This is a genomic window from Rhodococcus sp. 27YEA15, from assembly GCF_049739425.1.
In the GTDB taxonomy this organism is placed as follows: Bacteria; Actinomycetota; Actinomycetes; order Mycobacteriales; family Mycobacteriaceae; genus Rhodococcus_F.
Genome location: NZ_JBMHHW010000001.1, coordinates 5,050,701 through 5,067,562 on the forward strand (window position 1 = coordinate 5,050,701; position 16,862 = coordinate 5,067,562).

Genomic DNA, 16,862 nt, shown 5'->3' on the forward strand with positions numbered 1-16,862 from the left:
CTCCACTGTGTCATAACTGTGTGCGTGCGGCCCGGCGTCTCGGGACCGGAGTCACACAGTTTCCCGGGGCGCCATCCGCGCGAACGGACGCAATGGCACGATAGTGGGGTGACTTCAACTCAGACTGCAACACTGCACACGAACCGCGGCGACATCAAGATTGCCCTGTTCGGCAACCATGCCCCGAAGACCGTCGCCAACTTCGTCGGTCTCGCCGACGGCACCAAGGAGTACACCACCGCAAACGCGGCCGGCACCAAGACCGGCCCGTTCTACGACGGTGCGATCTTCCACCGGGTCATCGACGGCTTCATGATCCAGGGCGGCGACCCCACCGGAACCGGTGCGGGTGGCCCCGGCTACAAGTTCGAGGACGAGTTCCACCCGGAACTGCAGTTCGACCGCTCCTACCTGCTGGCCATGGCCAACGCCGGTCCGGGCACCAACGGTTCGCAGTTCTTCATCACCACCGGCCCGACCCCGCACCTGAACCGTCGCCACACCATCTTCGGTGAGGTGCTCGACGACGACTCCAAGAAGGTCGTCGACGCGATCTCCTCCACCTCGGTCGACCGCGGTGATCGTCCCGTGGAGCCGGTCGTCATCAACAGCGTCACCATCTCCTGAACAGGTAAGACAAGCAGATGACTAACCCCGGTTGGGGCGGCGGTGCGAACGAGGGCGTGCCGCCCCGACCGCGGTGCGTCCGACACCCAGATCGACCGACAGCGCTGGCCTGCACCAGATGTGGCCGACCCGCGTGTCCGGAATGCCTACGCGAAGCGTCGGTGGGATACCAATGTGTGGACTGTGTCGCTGCCGGTCAACGCGATATCCGTCCGGTGCGCGGGGTGGCGGGTAACACCGTCGCCTCCGGGCGAGTGGTTCCGCTGGTGACGTACACCCTGATGGGCGTGAACGTGCTGACGTTCCTCGTGACAGTGCTGCAATCTCGTAGCGTCATGAACAACCAGGTCGGATCGGCCCTCTTCCTCGACTGGGCGCTCAACCCGGCGCTCGTGGCCGGCGGTGAATGGTTCCGCCTCATCGGATCCGGATTCCTGCATTTCGGCATTCTGCACCTCGCAGTGAACATGTACGCCCTCTACATCCTCGGCCGCGACACCGAGATGGTGCTGGGGCGTTCCCGCTACATCGCGCTCTATCTCATTTCCCTACTCGGTGGATCTGCCGCGGTCATGGCCTTCCAGTCCGTCTTCTCGTCGCCGACATCGCTGTCCTGGACGGCAGGCGCCTCCGGGGCGATCTTCGGCGTCATGGGCGCGCAGGCAGTGATCCTGCTTCGGTTACGTCGCAGTCCCGCGCCCATCATCTCGGTGATCGCCATCAACGTCGTCATCAGTGTGACGCTTCCCGGAATTTCGTTCTGGGGGCACGCCGGCGGACTCGTGGCCGGCGCCGCTGCCACCGCAGCGCTGTTGTACGCGCCGCAGTGGCTCGGGGCGGCATCGGATCGCGTCAAGGCAGTGCGGATCGGTTGGATCGGGTTGGCGACGGTGACGGTGGTGACGCTCGGCATCATCGTGCTGCGAGTCGTTCAACTCCGCGACCAGGGGCTGTTTCTGAGCAGCTAGCGGCCGCCGCTATTTCCCCGGCGGCACCAGACCGTGGACGGTGAGGACGTCGAGTACGTCCTCCGGCGTGGTGCCCAGGTCCCAACGCCCGAAGATGAGCAGTTTCTCGGTACCGGCGGCCCGATCCACGATGTCGATTTCGAGCATCGGCACCCGCCGGCCGAGGCGCGGGTATCGCACGAGCCGGATGCGGTCGATCTGGTCGCGCCCGAAGACGTACCTGGCCCGAAGTTTCTGCACCGCGATGGCCGGCGACCCGTGGACGTCGACGACGGCCAGTCGTGGGCGCTGGCGGAGTCCGAGCACTCCGAAAGCGAACAGTCCGAGTACGGCGAGGGCGAGTAGGAATCGCCCGGCCGGTTCGGTGGGGGCGAAGAATGCGGCGATCGCCAATGCGAGTGCCCCGCCGAAAAACGCGTAGACAGCACCCATCGGAGTGGCCCACGAGACCACGTCGGCGGCGCCGTCACGAGGCTGTGGATGAAATTCATCCTCGAGCATGTGGATAACTTCCTAGGTTGTCCACAGGGGTTATCCACACTGGGGATGAATGACACCCATGTAATTGAAAGGTGGTCATGATCGGTTTGTCACACCGACACTGCAGGTCAACGCCATCGCATGGTCATCACGAGACCCACGATCATGAAACCGAACCCGATCAGGAAGTTGTACGCCCCCAGATTGTTCATCCACGTGAGGGAATCGGCCGCCAAGTAATACACAATCAGCCATGCCAGGCCCAGGAGCATGAAGCCGAGCATCACGGAAACGTACACCGGGCTCGAAGGACCCAACTTCACCTTCACCGGAGTGCGGTTCGCAGGGTTGATCGTGTAGTCGTTCTTCTTGCGGACCTTCGACTTCGGCATGACGTCCTCGCTCTAACGGTGTGACAGGGTCGGGGGCAGGTGATCACGACCGGCAAGCACTCCCGGGCCGGACATAACACCTGCATGTGTACCTACACGCTAACGTAGCTCAGGTGGCGGAGACCGAATCGAGTCGAACTCTGTGGCGTATCGGTGCCCTGGTGGTGTGCCTGGTCGCCGGATTGATGGTCGCCACCGCCCAACGATCGGCCGAGGAAAACCAACTGCAGGTCGCGGACAGCACCCGGCTGTCGGATCTGGTCCGCAGCGCTCAGGCGAACGCCGACGAGGTGACGGCCCAACGCGACAGTCTTTCAGCGCAGGTCAACGCATTGCAAGAGGACGCTGCCCGGTCCGACGTGGGTGTGGCGAACACACTGGCCGACATCAAGACGATCTCCGTCGACGCCGGTCTGACCGAGATGACCGGACCCGGTGTCGTCGTCACGATGACGGACGCCCCGCGCGGTGCTGACGGCAAGTATCCGGTCGACGCATCCCCGGACGATCTGGTGGTCCACCAGCAGGACGTGCAGAGTGTGCTCAATGCGCTGTGGTCGGGCGGCGCCGAGGCTGTCGGGATGCAAGACCAGCGCATCGTGAACACGTCCGCACCGCGATGTATCGGGAACACATTGCTTCTGCACGGTCGGACGTACAGTCCGCCGTACGTGATGACAGCGGTCGGGGACGTCGCGCGCCTCGAGGCCGCGTTGGCTGCCGAGCCCGGAATTCGCGTCTTCAAGCAGTACGCGACCCGCTTCGGTCTCGGCTACACGCAGACTGCTCCGTCGCAGATCACGGTGCCCGCCTACAACGGTGGCTAGCGCGGCCGTTTACCCTGCTCCCATGAGGATTCTCGTCGTCGACAACTACGACAGCTTTGTGTTCAACCTGGTGCAGTACCTGGGCCAGCTCGGAACCGAGGCCGTGGTCTGGCGTAACGACGATCCACGGCTGACGGTAGATCTGGGGGCTGCGGTCGCACAGTTCGACGGGATCCTTCTCAGTCCGGGCCCCGGCACCCCGCAGCGAGCGGGAGCCACCATGGATCTGGTGAAAGTGTGTGCCGAGACCGAAACGCCGCTGCTCGGCGTCTGCCTCGGCCATCAGGCGATCGGCGCGGCCTTCGGTGCGACCGTCGATCGCGCTCCCGAACTGCTGCACGGCAAGACCAGTCTCGTCCACCACGAGAACACGGGAGTGCTCTCCGGCCTACCTGATCCGTTCACCGCGACGCGCTACCACTCGTTGACGGTTCTCGAAGACACCCTTCCCGACGTTCTCGAGGTCACCGGACGTACCGAGAGCGGTGTCGTGATGGCCATGCGGCACCGCGAACGTCCCATCCACGGCGTTCAGTTCCACCCTGAATCCGTGCTGACTCAAGGTGGACACCGGATGCTCGCGAACTGGCTGGCGGTGTGCGGTGACGCGCCGCCGGAAGTTCTGGTGGCCACCCTCGAAGCCGAAGTGGCGTCCGCGCTCGGCGCACTCTGACCGCGTGAAAAAGGCCTCCCGGGTAGGGAGGCCTTTTTCACGGATTCGATCTATCTGCCGGGACCGGGGATGCCCAGTTGGCCGACGCTGACGGTGATCACCGCGTCCTTGGAGATCTCCGAGCCGGGTGGCTGGGACTGCGAGGCAATCTTGCCGACCATCTCCGGTATCAGAGTTGTGGTCTGGTTCTGAACCAGCTGACCACCGTTGCCGGCCCACCCGGCAGCGCGCAGTGCAGCGAGCGCATCGGAGACGGTCTTGTTGGTCAGGTCCGGCATCGCGATCTGGTTGCCGTTGGACACCCGAAGGGTGACGGTTGCGCCCTTGGTCGCGGTGCTACCGCCTGCCGGGTCGGTCGAGACGACCTGCCCCTTCGGCATTCCGGAATCTACCTCGGTGACCTGGACGACGAACCCGGCGGCTTCGATGTTCGGCCGCGCCACGTCCTCGGTCTGGCCGGTCACGTTGGGAACCCGAACCTGTTCGGGTCCGGTGCCGATGGTGATTGTCACCGCGGAGTTCAGAACCACGGACACACCGACAGCAGGATCCTGCCCGACGACCTTGTCGACCTCGGCGACGGTGGACGCCGCTTTTCCGATGGTCGGATCGAGTCGCAGACCCAGCGCGTTGAGCTTCTGCTCGGCGTCGTCTTCGCTGAGGCCGGTCAGGCGAGGGATCTGTACCTGTTCGGGTCCGGTGGACACGTCGATCGTGACGGTGCTGCCCTTCTCGACCGATACACCGCCGACGGGCCGGGTGGTGATGACGTTGCCCGACGCGATCACCTTGTCGGTCTTTTGTTGACGCTCCACTTTGAACCCGGCGTTGGTCAGGGCAGCTTCTGCGGTGTCGGCCGGTTGATTGGTCAGATCCGTCGGCACGGTCACCATCGTGACCTTCGGGGAACCGTTGTACTGCCAGAGGAAGACGGCCACGAGAACGATGATCGCAACGGAAGCGACACCGACCAGCGCATACCGCAGCCCCTTCTTCTTCGGTGCCGGCTCCGCGCGCCGACGAGACGTGGGTGCGACGGGTTCCACCGGATCGGGTGCGGTGCGGTAGTTGCCGGTATCCGAGCCGACAGCCCCCAGGATGGTGGTGCGGTCTTCGTCGTTCATGACCATCGGGGCGCTCGGACGCTGTCCGCCCAGTACCCGCACCAGATCGCTGCGCATGTCGCCCGCACTCTGATAGCGGTTGGCGGGGTTCTTGCTCATCGCTTTGAGAATGATCGAATCCAGCTCCCGCGGAATGTCTGGATTGACCTCCGACGGGGTGGGCGGATCTTCGCGAACGTGCTGGTATGCGACGGCGACCGGCGAGTCACCCTTGAACGGCGGCTCCCCGGTGAGGATCTCGAACAGAACGCAGCCGAGTGAGTACACGTCGGAGCGGGCGTCGACCGATTCACCCTGCGCCTGCTCGGGTGAGAGGTACTGGGCGGTTCCGATCACGGCAGCTGTCTGCGTCATCGGGCTCGACGCGTCGGAGATGGCCCGGGCGATACCGAAGTCCATCACCTTCACGGCACCGGCCCGGTTGATCATGATGTTGGCCGGTTTGACGTCGCGGTGCACGATGCCGTTTCGATGGCTGAAGTCCAGGGCCGCACACACGTCGGCGATGACTTCCATCGCCTTACGCGAGGGCATCGGTCCGCCGCCGCGCACGATGTCCCGCAGGGTGTCGCCGTCGACGTACTCCATGACGATGTACGGCAGCGGACCCGCGTCGGTTTCGGCTTCGCCGGTGTCGTAGACGGCGACGATCGCCGGATGATTGAGTGCGGCGGCGTTCTGCGCCTCACGCCGGAACCGTAGATAGAACGTCGGGTCACGGGCCAGGTCGGCGCGCAGGACCTTGATCGCCACGTCACGGCTGAGCCGGAGGTCACGCGCCAGATGCACCTCGGACATGCCGCCGAAGCCGAGAATCTCACCCAGCTCGTATCTGGAGGAGAGATTGCGGGGTGTGGTCATGGCGTTTGTCCTAGCGGTTCTTCAAGGGCCCCGGACTCCTCCGACGTGGTCGTCGTAGTGGTCGTCGTCGGTTGCGTGGTGGTGGTCGTCGGTTCCGTGGTGCTCGGCTGGGTGGTCGGTGCAGTCGTGGTGGTCGGCACCGTGGTGGTGGTGATCGGCGGCGGCACCACGGTCGTGGTCGTGGGTGCCTCGGTGGTGGTGGTCGGCCGCTTGGTAGTCGTCGTGGTCGGTTGCGTGGTGGTCGTGGGGAGCACCGTCGTCGTCACGGGCGAGATGGTCGGGCTGTCGGAATTTCCGCCGGCCAGTGCGACACCACCGATGATCGCTGCCAGCACGAGCAGACCACCGCCAGCCCATGCCACAGCTTTCTGGGTGCTGGTGAGCCCGGACGGGGTGGTGTTCGCTGTATTGACCGTAGCCGGTCCGCCGTAGCTGCCGGTGGCTCCGGGTGGGAGGACCGTCGTCGCGGAGGTCGGCGGATACGGTCCGGGCGCAGCGGCGACGCCACGTCCGGTCCCGGGCGGTGGTGGTCGGTGGCCGGCGCGGACGGCAGCCACCGCGTCGGCGAATTCGCCGCCGCTCGAGTATCGGCCGAGTGGATCCTTGGCGAGGGTGATGTCGATGAGTTCCCGGATGTTCGGCGGCAGGTCCGCGGGCATGGGCGCCGGGACTTCCTGCACGTGCTTCATCGCGACGGTCAGTGCGCCCTCGCCGGTGAACGGTCGTCGGCCCGAGAGCGCCTCGTAGCCGACTATGCCCAACGAGTACACGTCACTGGCGGACGTCGCGTCCTGGCCCAGGGCCTGTTCGGGGGCGATGTACTGGGCGGTGCCCATCACCATTCCGGTGCGGGTGACCGGCGAGTTCTCGACGGCTTTCGCGATTCCGAAGTCGGTGATCTTCACCTGTCCGGCCGGGGTGATCAGGATGTTGCCCGGTTTGACGTCGCGGTGGACGACACCGGCGTCGTGGGCGACCTGCAGTGCGCGCCCGGTCTGCTCGAGCATGTCCAGTGCGTGCGCCACCGCGAGGCGGCCGACGCGGGCCAGCACTGCGTTCAGTGGTTCGCCGTTGACCAGTTCCATCACCAGGTAGGCGGTGGAATCTCCGGAACTGTCCCGGGTTTCGCCGTAGTCGTAGATTCCGGCGATGCCGGGATGGTTCAGCTGTGCGGTGGTTCGGGCTTCGAAGCGGAAGCGTTCGAGGAATTCCGGGTCGGAGGAGAACTCCGACTTGAGTACCTTCACGGCGACGCGACGGTTGAGTCGGGAATCGGTGGCTTCCCACACTTGGCCCATGCCACCGGTCGCGATGAGGCGGTTGAGTCGGTAACGGTCGGCGATCAGAGCGCCGTTGTTCAATGCCACGGTTAGCCCCCCTGGATTCCGGCTGCGATGACTGCCCGACCGATGGGTGCGGCTACGGACCCGCCGGTGGCGGCCAGTCCGCGGTCACCGCCGTTCTCGACGATGACGGCCACGGCGACGGTCGGGTTCTGGGCCGGGGCGAACGCGATGTACCAGGCGTGTGGCGGGGTCTGCTGGGGGTTCACTCCGTGCTCGGCGGTGCCGGTCTTGGACGCGATCTGTACGCCGGGGATCTTGCCGTCGCCGCTGGTGTAGTTCTCGGCGCCGATCATCAGTTCGGTGAGGGTGGCGGCGACGGTCGGTGAGATCGCCTGGCCGAGGGACACCGGTGACGGTGAGCTCAGATCGGTGAGGTCGGGCCCTTGGAGCTGGGAGATCAGGTTCGGCTGCATGCGGACACCGCCGTTGGCGACGGTGGCTGCGATGACGGCGTTCTGCAGCGGGGTCAGGGCGACGTCGCGCTGCCCGATCGCGGACTGTCCGAGTGCCGCGTCGTCGGGGATGTCACCGACTGTGCTGTCGGCGACGGGCAGTGGGATGGTCGGGGTGTTGGGTCCGATACCGAAGGCTTTGGCTTCGTCCTTGACGGCGCCGATGCCGTCTTTGATGCCCAGTTCGACGAAGGCGGTGTTGCAGGAACGGGCGAATGCGTCTCGCAAGGATGCGGTGGGGCCGTCGCCACAGGTACTGCCGTTGTAGTTCTCCAGGGTGGTGTTGGTGTCGGGCAGTGTGATCTGCGGGGCCGCCGTCAACTGGTCGTCGGGGGTGGCACCGTTGCCCAGGGCGGCGGCTGTGGTGATGACCTTGAAGGTGGACCCGGGTGGGTAGGTCTGGGAGATCGCGCGGTTGACCAGTGGGTTGTTCGGGTCGGCGTTGAGGTCGTCCCACGCCTGGGTGGTGACGGCGCCGTCGTGGCTGGCGAGCTTGTTGGGGTCGTAGCTGGGGGTGCTCACCATGGTGAGGATGCGCCCGGTGCTCGGTTCGATCGCGACTACCGATCCGGTGTAACCCTTGCTGGTCAGCTGGTCGTACGCCACCTGCTGCATCGCCGGGTTGAGGGTGGTGACGACGTTGCCACCGCGCGGATCGCGGCCCGAGACGAGGTCGAAGAATCGCTGGCTGAACAGGCGGTTGTCGGATCCGTTGAGAATCGGATCTTCGGTGCGCTCGAGGCCGGCGCTGCCGTACTGCATCGAGTAGAACCCGGTGACCGGTGCGAACGGTTCGCCGTTCGGGTATTCACGGAGGTACTTGTATCGGTCGTCGGTGGCCTGCGACGATGCCAGTACCTGGCCGGAGGCGGAGATCTGGCCTCGCTGGCGCGAGTACTCGTCGAGCAGGATGCGCGAGTTCCGGGGGTCGTTACGCAGATCGTCGGCCTTGATGACCTGGACGTACGTTGCGTTGGCAAGCAGCGCGACCACCATCACCATGACGGCCATCGCGACGCGGCGCAGGGGAGTGTTCATACGCGCGGCATCATCTCGGTGTGGGCGTCCGCGATCGGACCCGGACCCTTCTTCTTGGGTGCCGCCGGGGCGCGGGCCGAGTCGGAGATGCGGACGAGGATCGCCAGCAGCAGGTAGTTGGCCAGCAGCGACGATCCGCCGTAGGACATGAACGGGGTGGTCAGGCCGGTCAACGGGATCAGTTTCGTGACACCGCCCACGACGACGAAGATCTGGATCGCAATGGTGAACGAGAGTCCGGCGGCGAGAAGTTTCCCGAAGCTGTCACGGACGGCCAGGGCGGTGCGCAGGCCGCGCACGATCAGCAGCAGGAACAGCATGAGTACGGCGGCGAGGCCGATGAGGCCGAGTTCTTCGCCGATGGTGGCGGTGATGAAGTCGGTTTTGGCGAACGGCACCTGGTTCGGGCGTCCGCTGCCGAGTCCGGTTCCGGCGATACCGCCGGTGGCCAGCCCGAACAGGGACTGGGAGATCTGGTAGCCGGTGTTGGCGTAGTCGCCGAGCGGGTCGAGCCAGGTGTCCACGCGGACGCGGACGTGCGAGAACATCTTGTACGCGAAGAAGAAGCCGACGCCGAGCAGTCCGATACCGATGACGAGCCAGCCGACACGTTCGGTGGCGATGTAGATCATCACCAGCACGGTGCTGAACAGCAGTAGGGACGTGCCGAGGTCGGTTTCGAAGACGAGGACACCGACGGAGACGATCCAGGCGAGCAGGATCGGGCCGAGATCGCGGGCGCGCGGAAAGTCCATGCCGAGGAAATGTTTACCTGCGGAGGTGAACAGGTCACGTTTCGCCACGAGTACCGATGCGAAGAAGATGATGAGCAGAATCTTCGCGAACTCGCCCGGTTGAATGCTGAAGCCGGGCAGCCGGATCCAGATCTTGGCGCCGTTCACGCTCGAGAACCGGGCGGGCAGGATGGCCGGGATGACGAGGAACACCAGGCCGGCGAGGCCGAGGGTGTAGCTGAACCGCGCCAGCAGACGGTAGTCCTTCAAGAACACCAGTAGCAGTACGAATCCGGAAATCGCCAGTGCTGTCCACAGGACCTGCTGATTGGCATCCGGTGACGGGGCCGCGACGCCGTTGTAGAGCGCGGTCTGCTCGTCGGCCAGGTCGAGGCGATGGATGAGTACCAATCCGAGGCCGTTGAGCAGGGCAACGATGGGAAGCAGCAGGGGATCCGCGTACGGGGCGTATCGACGGATCGCGAGGTGCGCGATCAGGAACAGTCCGGTGTAGGCGAGGGCGTACTTGGCCAGATCCAGGGTGATCTTCTGTTCCTGGCTGGCCTCGACCAGCAGCAACGACACCGTCGTCACGATCACGGCGAAGCCGATCAGGAGCAACTCCACGTTCCGTCGGGTGGATTGGACCGGGGCAGGCGCAAATCCTCCGGGTGGGCTCGGGAAAGCCACCCCCGATGCGGCGTTGGTGGACATCAGCTGACCGCCCTGCACGTCTGTCCGGGGATCTGAGCGCTGGGAATGGGTGCTTCGTCCGTTGTGGTGATGGGAGGGACCGTGGTCGCCGCCGGTGGCGGTGGCGGTACTCCGGGTGCGGGAGGAGCGGGCGGCGCGGCTGTCGTCGGCGTGGGCGGCGCGGTCGTGGTGCTCGTGCTTTCGCAACGGGGCAGCAGGTCGCCACCGATGAGTCGGATCATCTGACTCTGGGCATCCTGACGTTTACCGGACGGCAGTCCGGCCCGAACCTGTTCCTGGGCGGACGGTTGTAGATCCGCGACCTCGAAGATGTCACAGCCCACGGGAATCGCATCCGGGGAGACGAGGGTGAGGACGTCGTCGCTGCCGACGCAGCCGACCTGATCGGCTTGCTGCAGTGAGTACCCGAGAACGGAGCCGGGGATACCGCGCAGCACGGTGACGCGTCCGTCGTCGGCGCCCACGTAGTAGTTGTTCCGGATGACAGCGCGACCGATGACGGCCCCGACCACCACGACGGCGATCAGCACCACGGCAATCACCAGCCACCAGATCCGGTTACGCTTCTTCTTCGGCTCTGGTTCCGGTTGGGAGACAACACGTTTGGGTGTCGCGCGCGGCGGACGCATGGCGGCAGCCCGGCCGGCCGCGGTGTTCGGCGGCGGCGTGTCCTCTTCTTCCTCGGTGGACGCGGCACCGGCGACGATCGGGTGTGACTGGCCGTAGTCCAGATCGATCACGTCGGCGACGACCACGGTGACGTTGTCGGGACCACCGCTGCGCAGAGCCAATTCGATGAGCCGATCCGCACAGTGCTCCTGCGAACCGTCCCGCATCGTGTTCTCGATGGTCTCGTCGCTGACCACGTCGGACAGACCGTCCGAGCACAGCAGATACCGGTCGCCTGCGCGGGCTTCGCGCATCGTCAATGTCGGTTCGATCTCGTTACCGGTCAATGCCCGCATGATCAGCGATCGCTGCGGATGAGTGTGTGCTTCTTCGGCGGTGATCCGGCCCTCGTCGACGAGGGACTGGACGAAGGTGTCGTCGCGGGTGATCTGCGTCAAATGGTTGTCGCGCAGCATGTACGCGCGGGAATCACCGATGTGGACCAGACCGAGTTTGCTGCCGGAGAAGAGCATCGCGGTGAGGGTGGTGCCCATACCGTCGAGGTCCGGTTCCTCTTCCACGTGGTCGGCGATCGAATCGTTGCCTTCGATGGTCGCCGACTCGAGCTTTCCGAGCAGATCTTCGCCTGGTTCGTCGTCGTCGAGATGGGCGAGCGCGGCGATCATCAACTGTGATGCAACTTCACCGGCTGCGTGCCCACCCATACCGTCGGCGAGCGCGAGGAGGCGTGCACCTGCGTAAACGGAGTCTTCGTTGTTGGAGCGCACCAGACCTCGGTCGCTGCGCGCCGCGTAGCGGAGAACTAGGGTCACGGGCGCAACTCGATTACCGTCTTACCGACGCGGACAGGGGTACCGAGCGGTACCCGGACGGCGGTGGTGACCTTGGCACGATCGAGATAGGTGCCGTTGGTCGAACCGAGATCTTCGACATACCAGTCGACGCCTCGTTGTGAGAGTCGGGCGTGACGGGTCGACGCGTAGTCGTCGGTCAGGACCAGAGTGGAATCGTCGGCGCGGCCGATCATCACCGGCTGGGATCCGAGCGTGATGCGGGTGCCGGCCAGAGCGCCCTGGGTGACCACCAGATATCGCGGCACCTTGGCTTTGCCCAGTGACGGGAGAACACCACCCGCACGGCTGTAACGCGGCGGCACACGCACGCCGGAACCTGCGTAGATGTCGGATCGGAGAGTACGCAGGACTGCCCAGACGAACAGCCAGAGTAGGAGCAGGAAGCCCGCTCGTGTGAGTTGCAGAATCAGGCCCTGCACGGCTGTCCACCTCCTTCTACGGCCCGACCCGCACAATGGCGGGCGCGAGCATTGTCGACTGGCAGCATCATAGGGGGCGCTGAGCCCCTTGCGTCACGATACTGACAGCGCCGTGCCGGCGGCGCGCCGACGGACCGCCACGTGCTCGATTGTTATCGAACTGCGGGCGGCGCGGCGGCCGTTAGCTGTGGATCAGAGAATCCGAACGAGGATCTCGGAATGCCCGGCCCGGATGATGTCGCCGTCGGCGAGCTGCCAGTCCTGGACGGGTGCTCCGTTGACCGTCGTCCCGTTGGTGGATCCCAGATCGGAGAGCATCGCGGTTCGACCGTCCCAGCGGATGTCGATGTGGCGACGTGAGACGCCGGTGTCGGGCAGTCGGAACTGCGCCTCTTGCCCGCGTCCGATGACATTGCTGCCGTCACGAAGCTGGAAGTGGCGTCCACTGCCGTCCTCGAGTTGTAGCGTCGCCGTCGAACTCTGAGCGGCCGGTGCGTAAGCGCCGCCGTTGTATCCCTGCTGCGCGTACGCCTGGGTCTGGTCGTAACCGCCCTGCTCGTAGCTCTGTTGGGGCGCTGCGTCGTAAGACTGCTGGTCGTAGGCCGGCTGCTGATCGTAGCCACCCTGGTAACTCTGCTGTTGGGGCGCTGCGTCGTAGGACTGCTGGTCGTAGGCAGGCTGCTCGTAGCCGCCTTGGTAGCCCTGCTGGTTGTCGTAGCCGTTGCCCTGCGCCTGCGGTTCGTAGGACTGACCGTTGTACGGCTGCTGGTAGCCCTGCTGCTCGTACCCGTTCTGGTCGTAGCCACCCTGGTACGCCTGCGGCTGGCCGTAGCCCTGCTGGTTGTCGTAGCCCTGCTGGTTGTCGTAGCCGCTACCTTGCGGCTGGTCGTAGTTCTGCTGTTGGGGCGCTGCGTCGTAGGACTGCTGGTCGTAGGACTGCTGGTCGTAGGCAGGCTGTTCGTAGCCGCCTTGGTAGCCCTGCTGGTTGTCGTAGCCGTTTTGCTGGTCGTAGCCGTTGGTCTGGGAGTACGACTGCTGATCGCTCCCGTTGCGGTAGCCGTCACCGCGGTCGTACCCGTTCTGGTACGGCGCATCCTGGCCCTGCTGGGTGTAGGCGGCGTCGTCGTCGTGGGAGTAACCGTTGCGTGCCGGCTGCTGCGGTTCGGGCTGGCGCCCCGCCGGATCGCGGCTGGGTTCGTAGCCTGAGTTCTGCGTCATGGGACCGGCTCCTGGTAGTGGCGGGACGTGGTTGGAAACAGGGGGGACATTCTGTGCGGGTCGTTGCGGTGGTCGCGACGAAACCTGTGGAACGCGAGGACGTGGTGGCGGTATCGGTGGCACCGGCGACTGTGGGGGCGGCTGCACCGGACCCGATTGTGGAATCGGTGCAGGTTCGTCGTCTGGATTGACTGTTCCTCTGGTGCGGAACTGGCCGGTGTGCAGAGTCGGCGAGGGGGCGAAGGTGACGGCGACGTCGCCGTAGGTCTGCCAACCCTGATCACGAATGAAGTCCTGCAAATGGCGGGCGAACGCCTTGGTGGTCAGTTCGCGATCTGCGGCCAACTCTTCGTGATCGGAGTTGTTGATGGTGATCACGTACTGATTGGGAGCGAGGAGAAGTCCGTTGCCGAGATCCTCGACGCGGTCTCGCGCCTCCTGCTGCAGTGCGGCCTCGACTTCCTGTGGCACCACGCCACCGCCGAAGACCCGAGCAAATGCGTCACCGACAGCCCCTTGGAGCTTTCGCTCGAAACGCTGCACGATGCCCATGGTGCCCTCCTCTCGCCTCGCCTCCGCGACCTGCTGGTTCTGCGGCCGAAACCGCCTCACTGAACATTGTCGCGTGTCAACCGATCTCCTGTACAGGTTCCACGGTACTGTGAAACGTCTGTTCGGCAGTACTGCGGTCAAGTCTCAGCATGATATCCGGTTCGGGTAACCAGTTGCTGACTGTCGATCGATTTACCCGCTGAGCTGCACGAATGTGAAATTTCTCGAACGTCGTGATAATGTTTCGGCGTTGCTCGGGCGAGTGGCGGAATGGCAGACGCGCTGGCTTCAGGTGCCAGTGTCCTTCGGGACGTGGGGGTTCAAGTCCCCCTTCGCCCACAGTGAACGGGGCCGTCAATTCTCGGAATTGACGGCCCCGTTCGTTTTGTGCAAATCAGCTTCAGTGTTCGGCGGAGTATCGGTGACAGGCAAGCGACCACGCCACTCGATCGGCCGGCACCGTTCCCGGGTCGGATCGCCTCGACCCCGGGTCGGATCGCCTCGACCTCGGGTCGGATCGCCTCGACGTGTGATGGTCGAGAACTGCGATCAATGCCGACCGCAGTGGATCTACGTCGTCGGCGGCGACAATCCACCACATCTGGCTGCCGGCCGTGACACCGGTGTGAGCGCCGTCGACGGTTCGAGTCCATTGCGATTCGAGGCCGGTCAGCACCTCACGGTTGTCGCGGCCGGTGCCCGGATCCGTGTCCGAGCGCGACACCCACCCACGTGATTCGTGCCCGTCGCGTCCGGCTTCGCGGAGCGCCGACATCATCTGGTCGACTTCCCGGCGGAGACCGAACACACTCACCGCGATTACCGTGACCATCGCGGTTCACCCAGCGTGCGCAGCGTGGACTGTTCGTGCTTCTCGCGTGTCACCGTTCCAGCAGATCACACCGAACAGCTTACGAGCCATGTCGACGGAGCGCGTAGGCCGCGAACAGTGCGAGCGCGACCGTGCCCGCCGTGAGTGAGACGATGCCGAACCAGTTCATCGGTGTATCGGCTCCGGCGGGCATCGCGGATGATGTGGACGCGAGATCTGCTGCGACGGTGGACAAGTCGGGCGTCTTGCGGTGATCGGTTGCCCTTTCGTAATCGTAGGCGGCGCTCAGAAGCTCTGTCTCGCCGTACCGCTGACCGAGCAGGCTCACTCCGACGGGTAGGCCGTCCTTGTCGAATCCGGCTGGGAGGGAGACCACCGGCCGTCCGGTGAAGTTCGCCCATCCGCAACTCGTTCCGAGCTGCTCGTCGTTGACCGATACCGGCTTGACCCCGTCGTGAAGTGTGACGGGTGGCGCCGACATGGTCGGATAGGCGAGGAAGTCGAGTCGGTTCTCCGTTTCGAGTGCTTCCACACCCTTCTCGAGTAGTTCACGACTTTCCTGAGCCGACTGGTACGACGCGGGGTCGGCAGGCACGTTGTCGCCACTGCGCAGCATGGCGATCGTGGTCGGGTCCATGTCGTGATCGGCCGCCAGTAGGTCGCCGTAGTTGATCTGGTCCCTGGGCTCGGATTCGGCGGCCAGCCCGTCGGGTACCTTCGCGTCGGTTCGTAGGAAGTAGTCCTCGCGGCCGCCGGTACCCCAGTACTGGCGGTTCGCGGGCAGGTACGTATCCAGCCAGGTGGGGGAGAGGTCGATCGGGACCACCGTCGCGCCCCGGGCCGTCATCTCCTGCATCGCCTCGTCAGCGGTCGCAAGTACCGACGAGCTCTGCGCCCCCGGCTGGAAGTCGTTTCCGCCCAGCGGATGGACCATGTATCCGATTCTCTTGCCTGCGAGTGATCCACTGCCGAGAGCGTCACGGTAGGACGCGGGTTTGTGCGAGTCGGCGTCGTGGGTGAGGGGATCGGCGGGGTCGGTACCGGCGAGCGCGTCGAGAGCGATGGCCGCGTCCGCCACGTCGAGAGACAGTGTCCCGACGGTGTCTCCGTCCGGGTTGTAGTCGACCCCTGCTCGGCTCACCAGGCCGGGGGTGGGTCGAAGTCCTACCAGATTGGTGAATGATGCTACGTCGGTGAGAGATCCGCACGATTCTGTTCCGAGACCGATCGCGCCCAGACTCGCGGTGACGGCTGCACCGGAACCACCGCTGGATCCGTTGACGTTGCGGGTGACGTCGTACGGGTTGAGGGTTCGGCCGCGCACGGAACTCTGCGTGTCCCAGAATGCCGCGAACTCGGCCATGTTGGTCTTTCCGATCACCACGGCCTCGGCTTTGCGGAGCCGCTCGACCACGGTGGCATCGGAGAGCGGCTGGTAGGTCGCCAGCGCCTTGTTGCCTTGGCTGGTCGGCATTTCCGCGGTGTTGATGTTGTCCTTGACGAGCACGGGAACACCGTGCAGTGGGCCGAGGATGTCGCCTGCTTCGCGTTGCCGGTCCCGGTCCCGAGCTTCGGTGAGTGCATCGGGATCGAGCGACACGATCGAGCCGAGGCCGCCGTCCATCGGTGTCTGCCCGTCGTATTCGGAAATTCTCGTCAGGTAGGCCTCGACGAGTTCTTCCGACGTGGCCTTGCCGGTGTTCATGGCATCCAGCGCGCCTGCGACTCCGAGGTCCACGACGTCCACAGGTTGATTCGTGGGTGCTGCGATCGCCGGCCCCCCACCGACGCCGGCGCACAATCCGGCGATGCCGACTGCTGCCACGAATCGCGACATGGTTCTTCTTCGCACCTGACTGTCTCCTTGCTCCCATGGGGGTGGCGTGCCGTATCGGCGTCGAGAAGAGATTAAAGAGAACAGATTTCAGCCACGATTCGTAAATATGTCCGAAATGTGTCGCGCGTGATCCGAGTGACATGCGAGTAGTCGGTCCCTCCGGTCGACACCGTGACGAACCAGTGCCAGAAACTTGCATTTCGCCGAGACTCTCCCTGCGGTTTCGTTCGAATTGTGGCAAGGTTCGGCTGGTGTTAGCTTCACTGACACGAATGGTTAGTGGG

15 protein-coding genes and 1 tRNA gene are annotated in these 16,862 nt (G+C 64.8%); 5 read left to right on the forward strand and 11 right to left on the reverse strand.

The window, feature by feature from the left end; all coding sequences use genetic code 11:
• Window positions 1-108 precede the first annotated feature (108 nt).
• Both ABH922_RS23615 and ABH922_RS23620 read left to right on the forward strand, forming a co-directional pair.
• Window positions 109-627, forward strand: coding sequence for a peptidylprolyl isomerase (locus tag ABH922_RS23615; RefSeq protein ID WP_424809245.1), 519 nt, complete (start codon window positions 109-111; stop codon window positions 625-627).
• A 17-nt stretch (window positions 628-644) separates the two neighbouring features.
• Window positions 645-1,595 (forward strand): rhomboid family intramembrane serine protease, encoded by a 951-nt coding sequence (locus tag ABH922_RS23620; RefSeq protein WP_424809246.1) that lies wholly within the window; start codon window positions 645-647, stop codon window positions 1,593-1,595.
• 9 nt (window positions 1,596-1,604) lie between these two features.
• On the opposite strand, the gene ABH922_RS23625 is transcribed toward ABH922_RS23620, so the two are convergent.
• Window positions 1,605-2,096, reverse strand: a complete 492-nt coding sequence (locus tag ABH922_RS23625; RefSeq protein ID WP_424809247.1) for a PH domain-containing protein — start codon at window positions 2,094-2,096, stop codon at window positions 1,605-1,607.
• 107 nt (window positions 2,097-2,203) lie between these two features.
• Window positions 2,204-2,467 (reverse strand): cell division protein CrgA, encoded by a 264-nt coding sequence (gene crgA, locus ABH922_RS23630; protein WP_424809248.1) that lies wholly within the window; start codon window positions 2,465-2,467, stop codon window positions 2,204-2,206.
• A 113-nt stretch (window positions 2,468-2,580) separates the two neighbouring features.
• Here crgA and ABH922_RS23635 point away from each other — a divergent pair, with 113 nt between their 5' ends.
• Window positions 2,581-3,294: a DUF881 domain-containing protein gene (locus ABH922_RS23635; RefSeq protein WP_424809249.1), complete on the forward strand. Its 714-nt coding sequence runs from the start codon at window positions 2,581-2,583 to the stop codon at window positions 3,292-3,294.
• Between the two features lie 22 nt (window positions 3,295-3,316).
• Window positions 3,317-3,967, forward strand: coding sequence for an aminodeoxychorismate/anthranilate synthase component II (locus ABH922_RS23640; protein ID WP_424809250.1), 651 nt, complete (start codon window positions 3,317-3,319; stop codon window positions 3,965-3,967).
• A gap of 50 nt (window positions 3,968-4,017) precedes the next feature.
• Here ABH922_RS23640 and pknB read toward each other — a convergent pair whose 3' ends face one another.
• From pknB to ABH922_RS23675, 7 genes are all read right to left on the reverse strand, one after another.
• Window positions 4,018-5,952 carry a Stk1 family PASTA domain-containing Ser/Thr kinase gene (gene pknB / locus ABH922_RS23645; RefSeq protein ID WP_424809251.1) on the reverse strand — a complete coding sequence of 645 codons (1,935 nt, stop codon included), beginning with the start codon at window positions 5,950-5,952 and terminating at the stop codon, window positions 4,018-4,020.
• Window positions 5,949-7,319: a protein kinase domain-containing protein gene (locus ABH922_RS23650; protein WP_424809252.1), complete on the reverse strand. Its 1,371-nt coding sequence runs from the start codon at window positions 7,317-7,319 to the stop codon at window positions 5,949-5,951. Before ABH922_RS23650 ends, pknB begins: the two co-directional genes overlap by 4 nt.
• A gap of 2 nt (window positions 7,320-7,321) precedes the next feature.
• Window positions 7,322-8,788: a peptidoglycan D,D-transpeptidase FtsI family protein gene (locus ABH922_RS23655; RefSeq protein ID WP_424809253.1), complete on the reverse strand. Its 1,467-nt coding sequence runs from the start codon at window positions 8,786-8,788 to the stop codon at window positions 7,322-7,324.
• The gene (locus ABH922_RS23660) at window positions 8,785-10,236 is read right to left on the reverse strand and encodes an FtsW/RodA/SpoVE family cell cycle protein (RefSeq protein ID WP_424809254.1); all 1,452 of its coding nucleotides are present in this window, start codon (window positions 10,234-10,236) and stop codon (window positions 8,785-8,787) included. Before ABH922_RS23660 ends, ABH922_RS23655 begins: the two co-directional genes overlap by 4 nt.
• Window positions 10,236-11,678: a PP2C family protein-serine/threonine phosphatase gene (locus ABH922_RS23665; RefSeq protein WP_424809255.1), complete on the reverse strand. Its 1,443-nt coding sequence runs from the start codon at window positions 11,676-11,678 to the stop codon at window positions 10,236-10,238. The genes ABH922_RS23660 and ABH922_RS23665 overlap by 1 nt, the downstream gene beginning before the upstream one ends.
• On the reverse strand, window positions 11,675-12,139 hold the full coding sequence (locus ABH922_RS23670; protein WP_424809256.1) for an FHA domain-containing protein FhaB/FipA: 465 nt from the start codon (window positions 12,137-12,139) through the stop codon (window positions 11,675-11,677). The genes ABH922_RS23665 and ABH922_RS23670 overlap by 4 nt, the downstream gene beginning before the upstream one ends.
• A 192-nt stretch (window positions 12,140-12,331) precedes the next feature.
• On the reverse strand, window positions 12,332-13,909 hold the full coding sequence (locus ABH922_RS23675) for an FhaA domain-containing protein (RefSeq protein WP_424809257.1): 1,578 nt from the start codon (window positions 13,907-13,909) through the stop codon (window positions 12,332-12,334).
• 256 nt (window positions 13,910-14,165) lie between these two features.
• Between ABH922_RS23675 and ABH922_RS23680 the strand changes: the two genes are divergently transcribed.
• A tRNA-Leu gene (locus tag ABH922_RS23680) sits at window positions 14,166-14,248 on the forward strand.
• A gap of 61 nt (window positions 14,249-14,309) precedes the next feature.
• Here the strand turns inward: ABH922_RS23680 and ABH922_RS23685 are convergent.
• Together ABH922_RS23685 and ABH922_RS23690 are read right to left on the reverse strand one after the other, a co-directional pair.
• Entirely contained in the window at window positions 14,310-14,741 is a 432-nt protein-coding gene (locus ABH922_RS23685) for a hypothetical protein (RefSeq protein ID WP_424809258.1), read from the reverse strand.
• 79 nt (window positions 14,742-14,820) lie between these two features.
• A complete protein-coding gene (locus ABH922_RS23690; protein ID WP_424809259.1) occupies window positions 14,821-16,593 on the reverse strand; it encodes an amidase in 1,773 nt (590 codons plus the stop codon).
• Between the last annotated feature and the right edge of the window lie 269 nt (window positions 16,594-16,862).

What these genes read in the sequence shown, in the direction of transcription:
- ABH922_RS23620 (WP_424809246.1), top strand. Translation starts at nt 645, where the DNA reads ATGACTAACCCCGGTTGGGGCGGCGGTGCGAACGAGGGCGTGCCGCCC.
- ABH922_RS23625 (WP_424809247.1), bottom strand. Translation starts at nt 2,096, where the DNA reads ATGCTCGAGGATGAATTTCATCCACAGCCTCGTGACGGCGCCGCCGAC.
- crgA (WP_424809248.1), bottom strand. Translation starts at nt 2,467, where the DNA reads ATGCCGAAGTCGAAGGTCCGCAAGAAGAACGACTACACGATCAACCCT.
- ABH922_RS23640 (WP_424809250.1), top strand. Translation starts at nt 3,317, where the DNA reads ATGAGGATTCTCGTCGTCGACAACTACGACAGCTTTGTGTTCAACCTG.
- pknB (WP_424809251.1), bottom strand. Translation starts at nt 5,952, where the DNA reads ATGACCACACCCCGCAATCTCTCCTCCAGATACGAGCTGGGTGAGATT.
- ABH922_RS23655 (WP_424809253.1), bottom strand. Translation starts at nt 8,788, where the DNA reads ATGAACACTCCCCTGCGCCGCGTCGCGATGGCCGTCATGGTGATGGTG.
- ABH922_RS23660 (WP_424809254.1), bottom strand. Translation starts at nt 10,236, where the DNA reads ATGTCCACCAACGCCGCATCGGGGGTGGCTTTCCCGAGCCCACCCGGA.
- ABH922_RS23675 (WP_424809257.1), bottom strand. Translation starts at nt 13,909, where the DNA reads ATGGGCATCGTGCAGCGTTTCGAGCGAAAGCTCCAAGGGGCTGTCGGT.
- ABH922_RS23685 (WP_424809258.1), bottom strand. Translation starts at nt 14,741, where the DNA reads ATGGTCACGGTAATCGCGGTGAGTGTGTTCGGTCTCCGCCGGGAAGTC.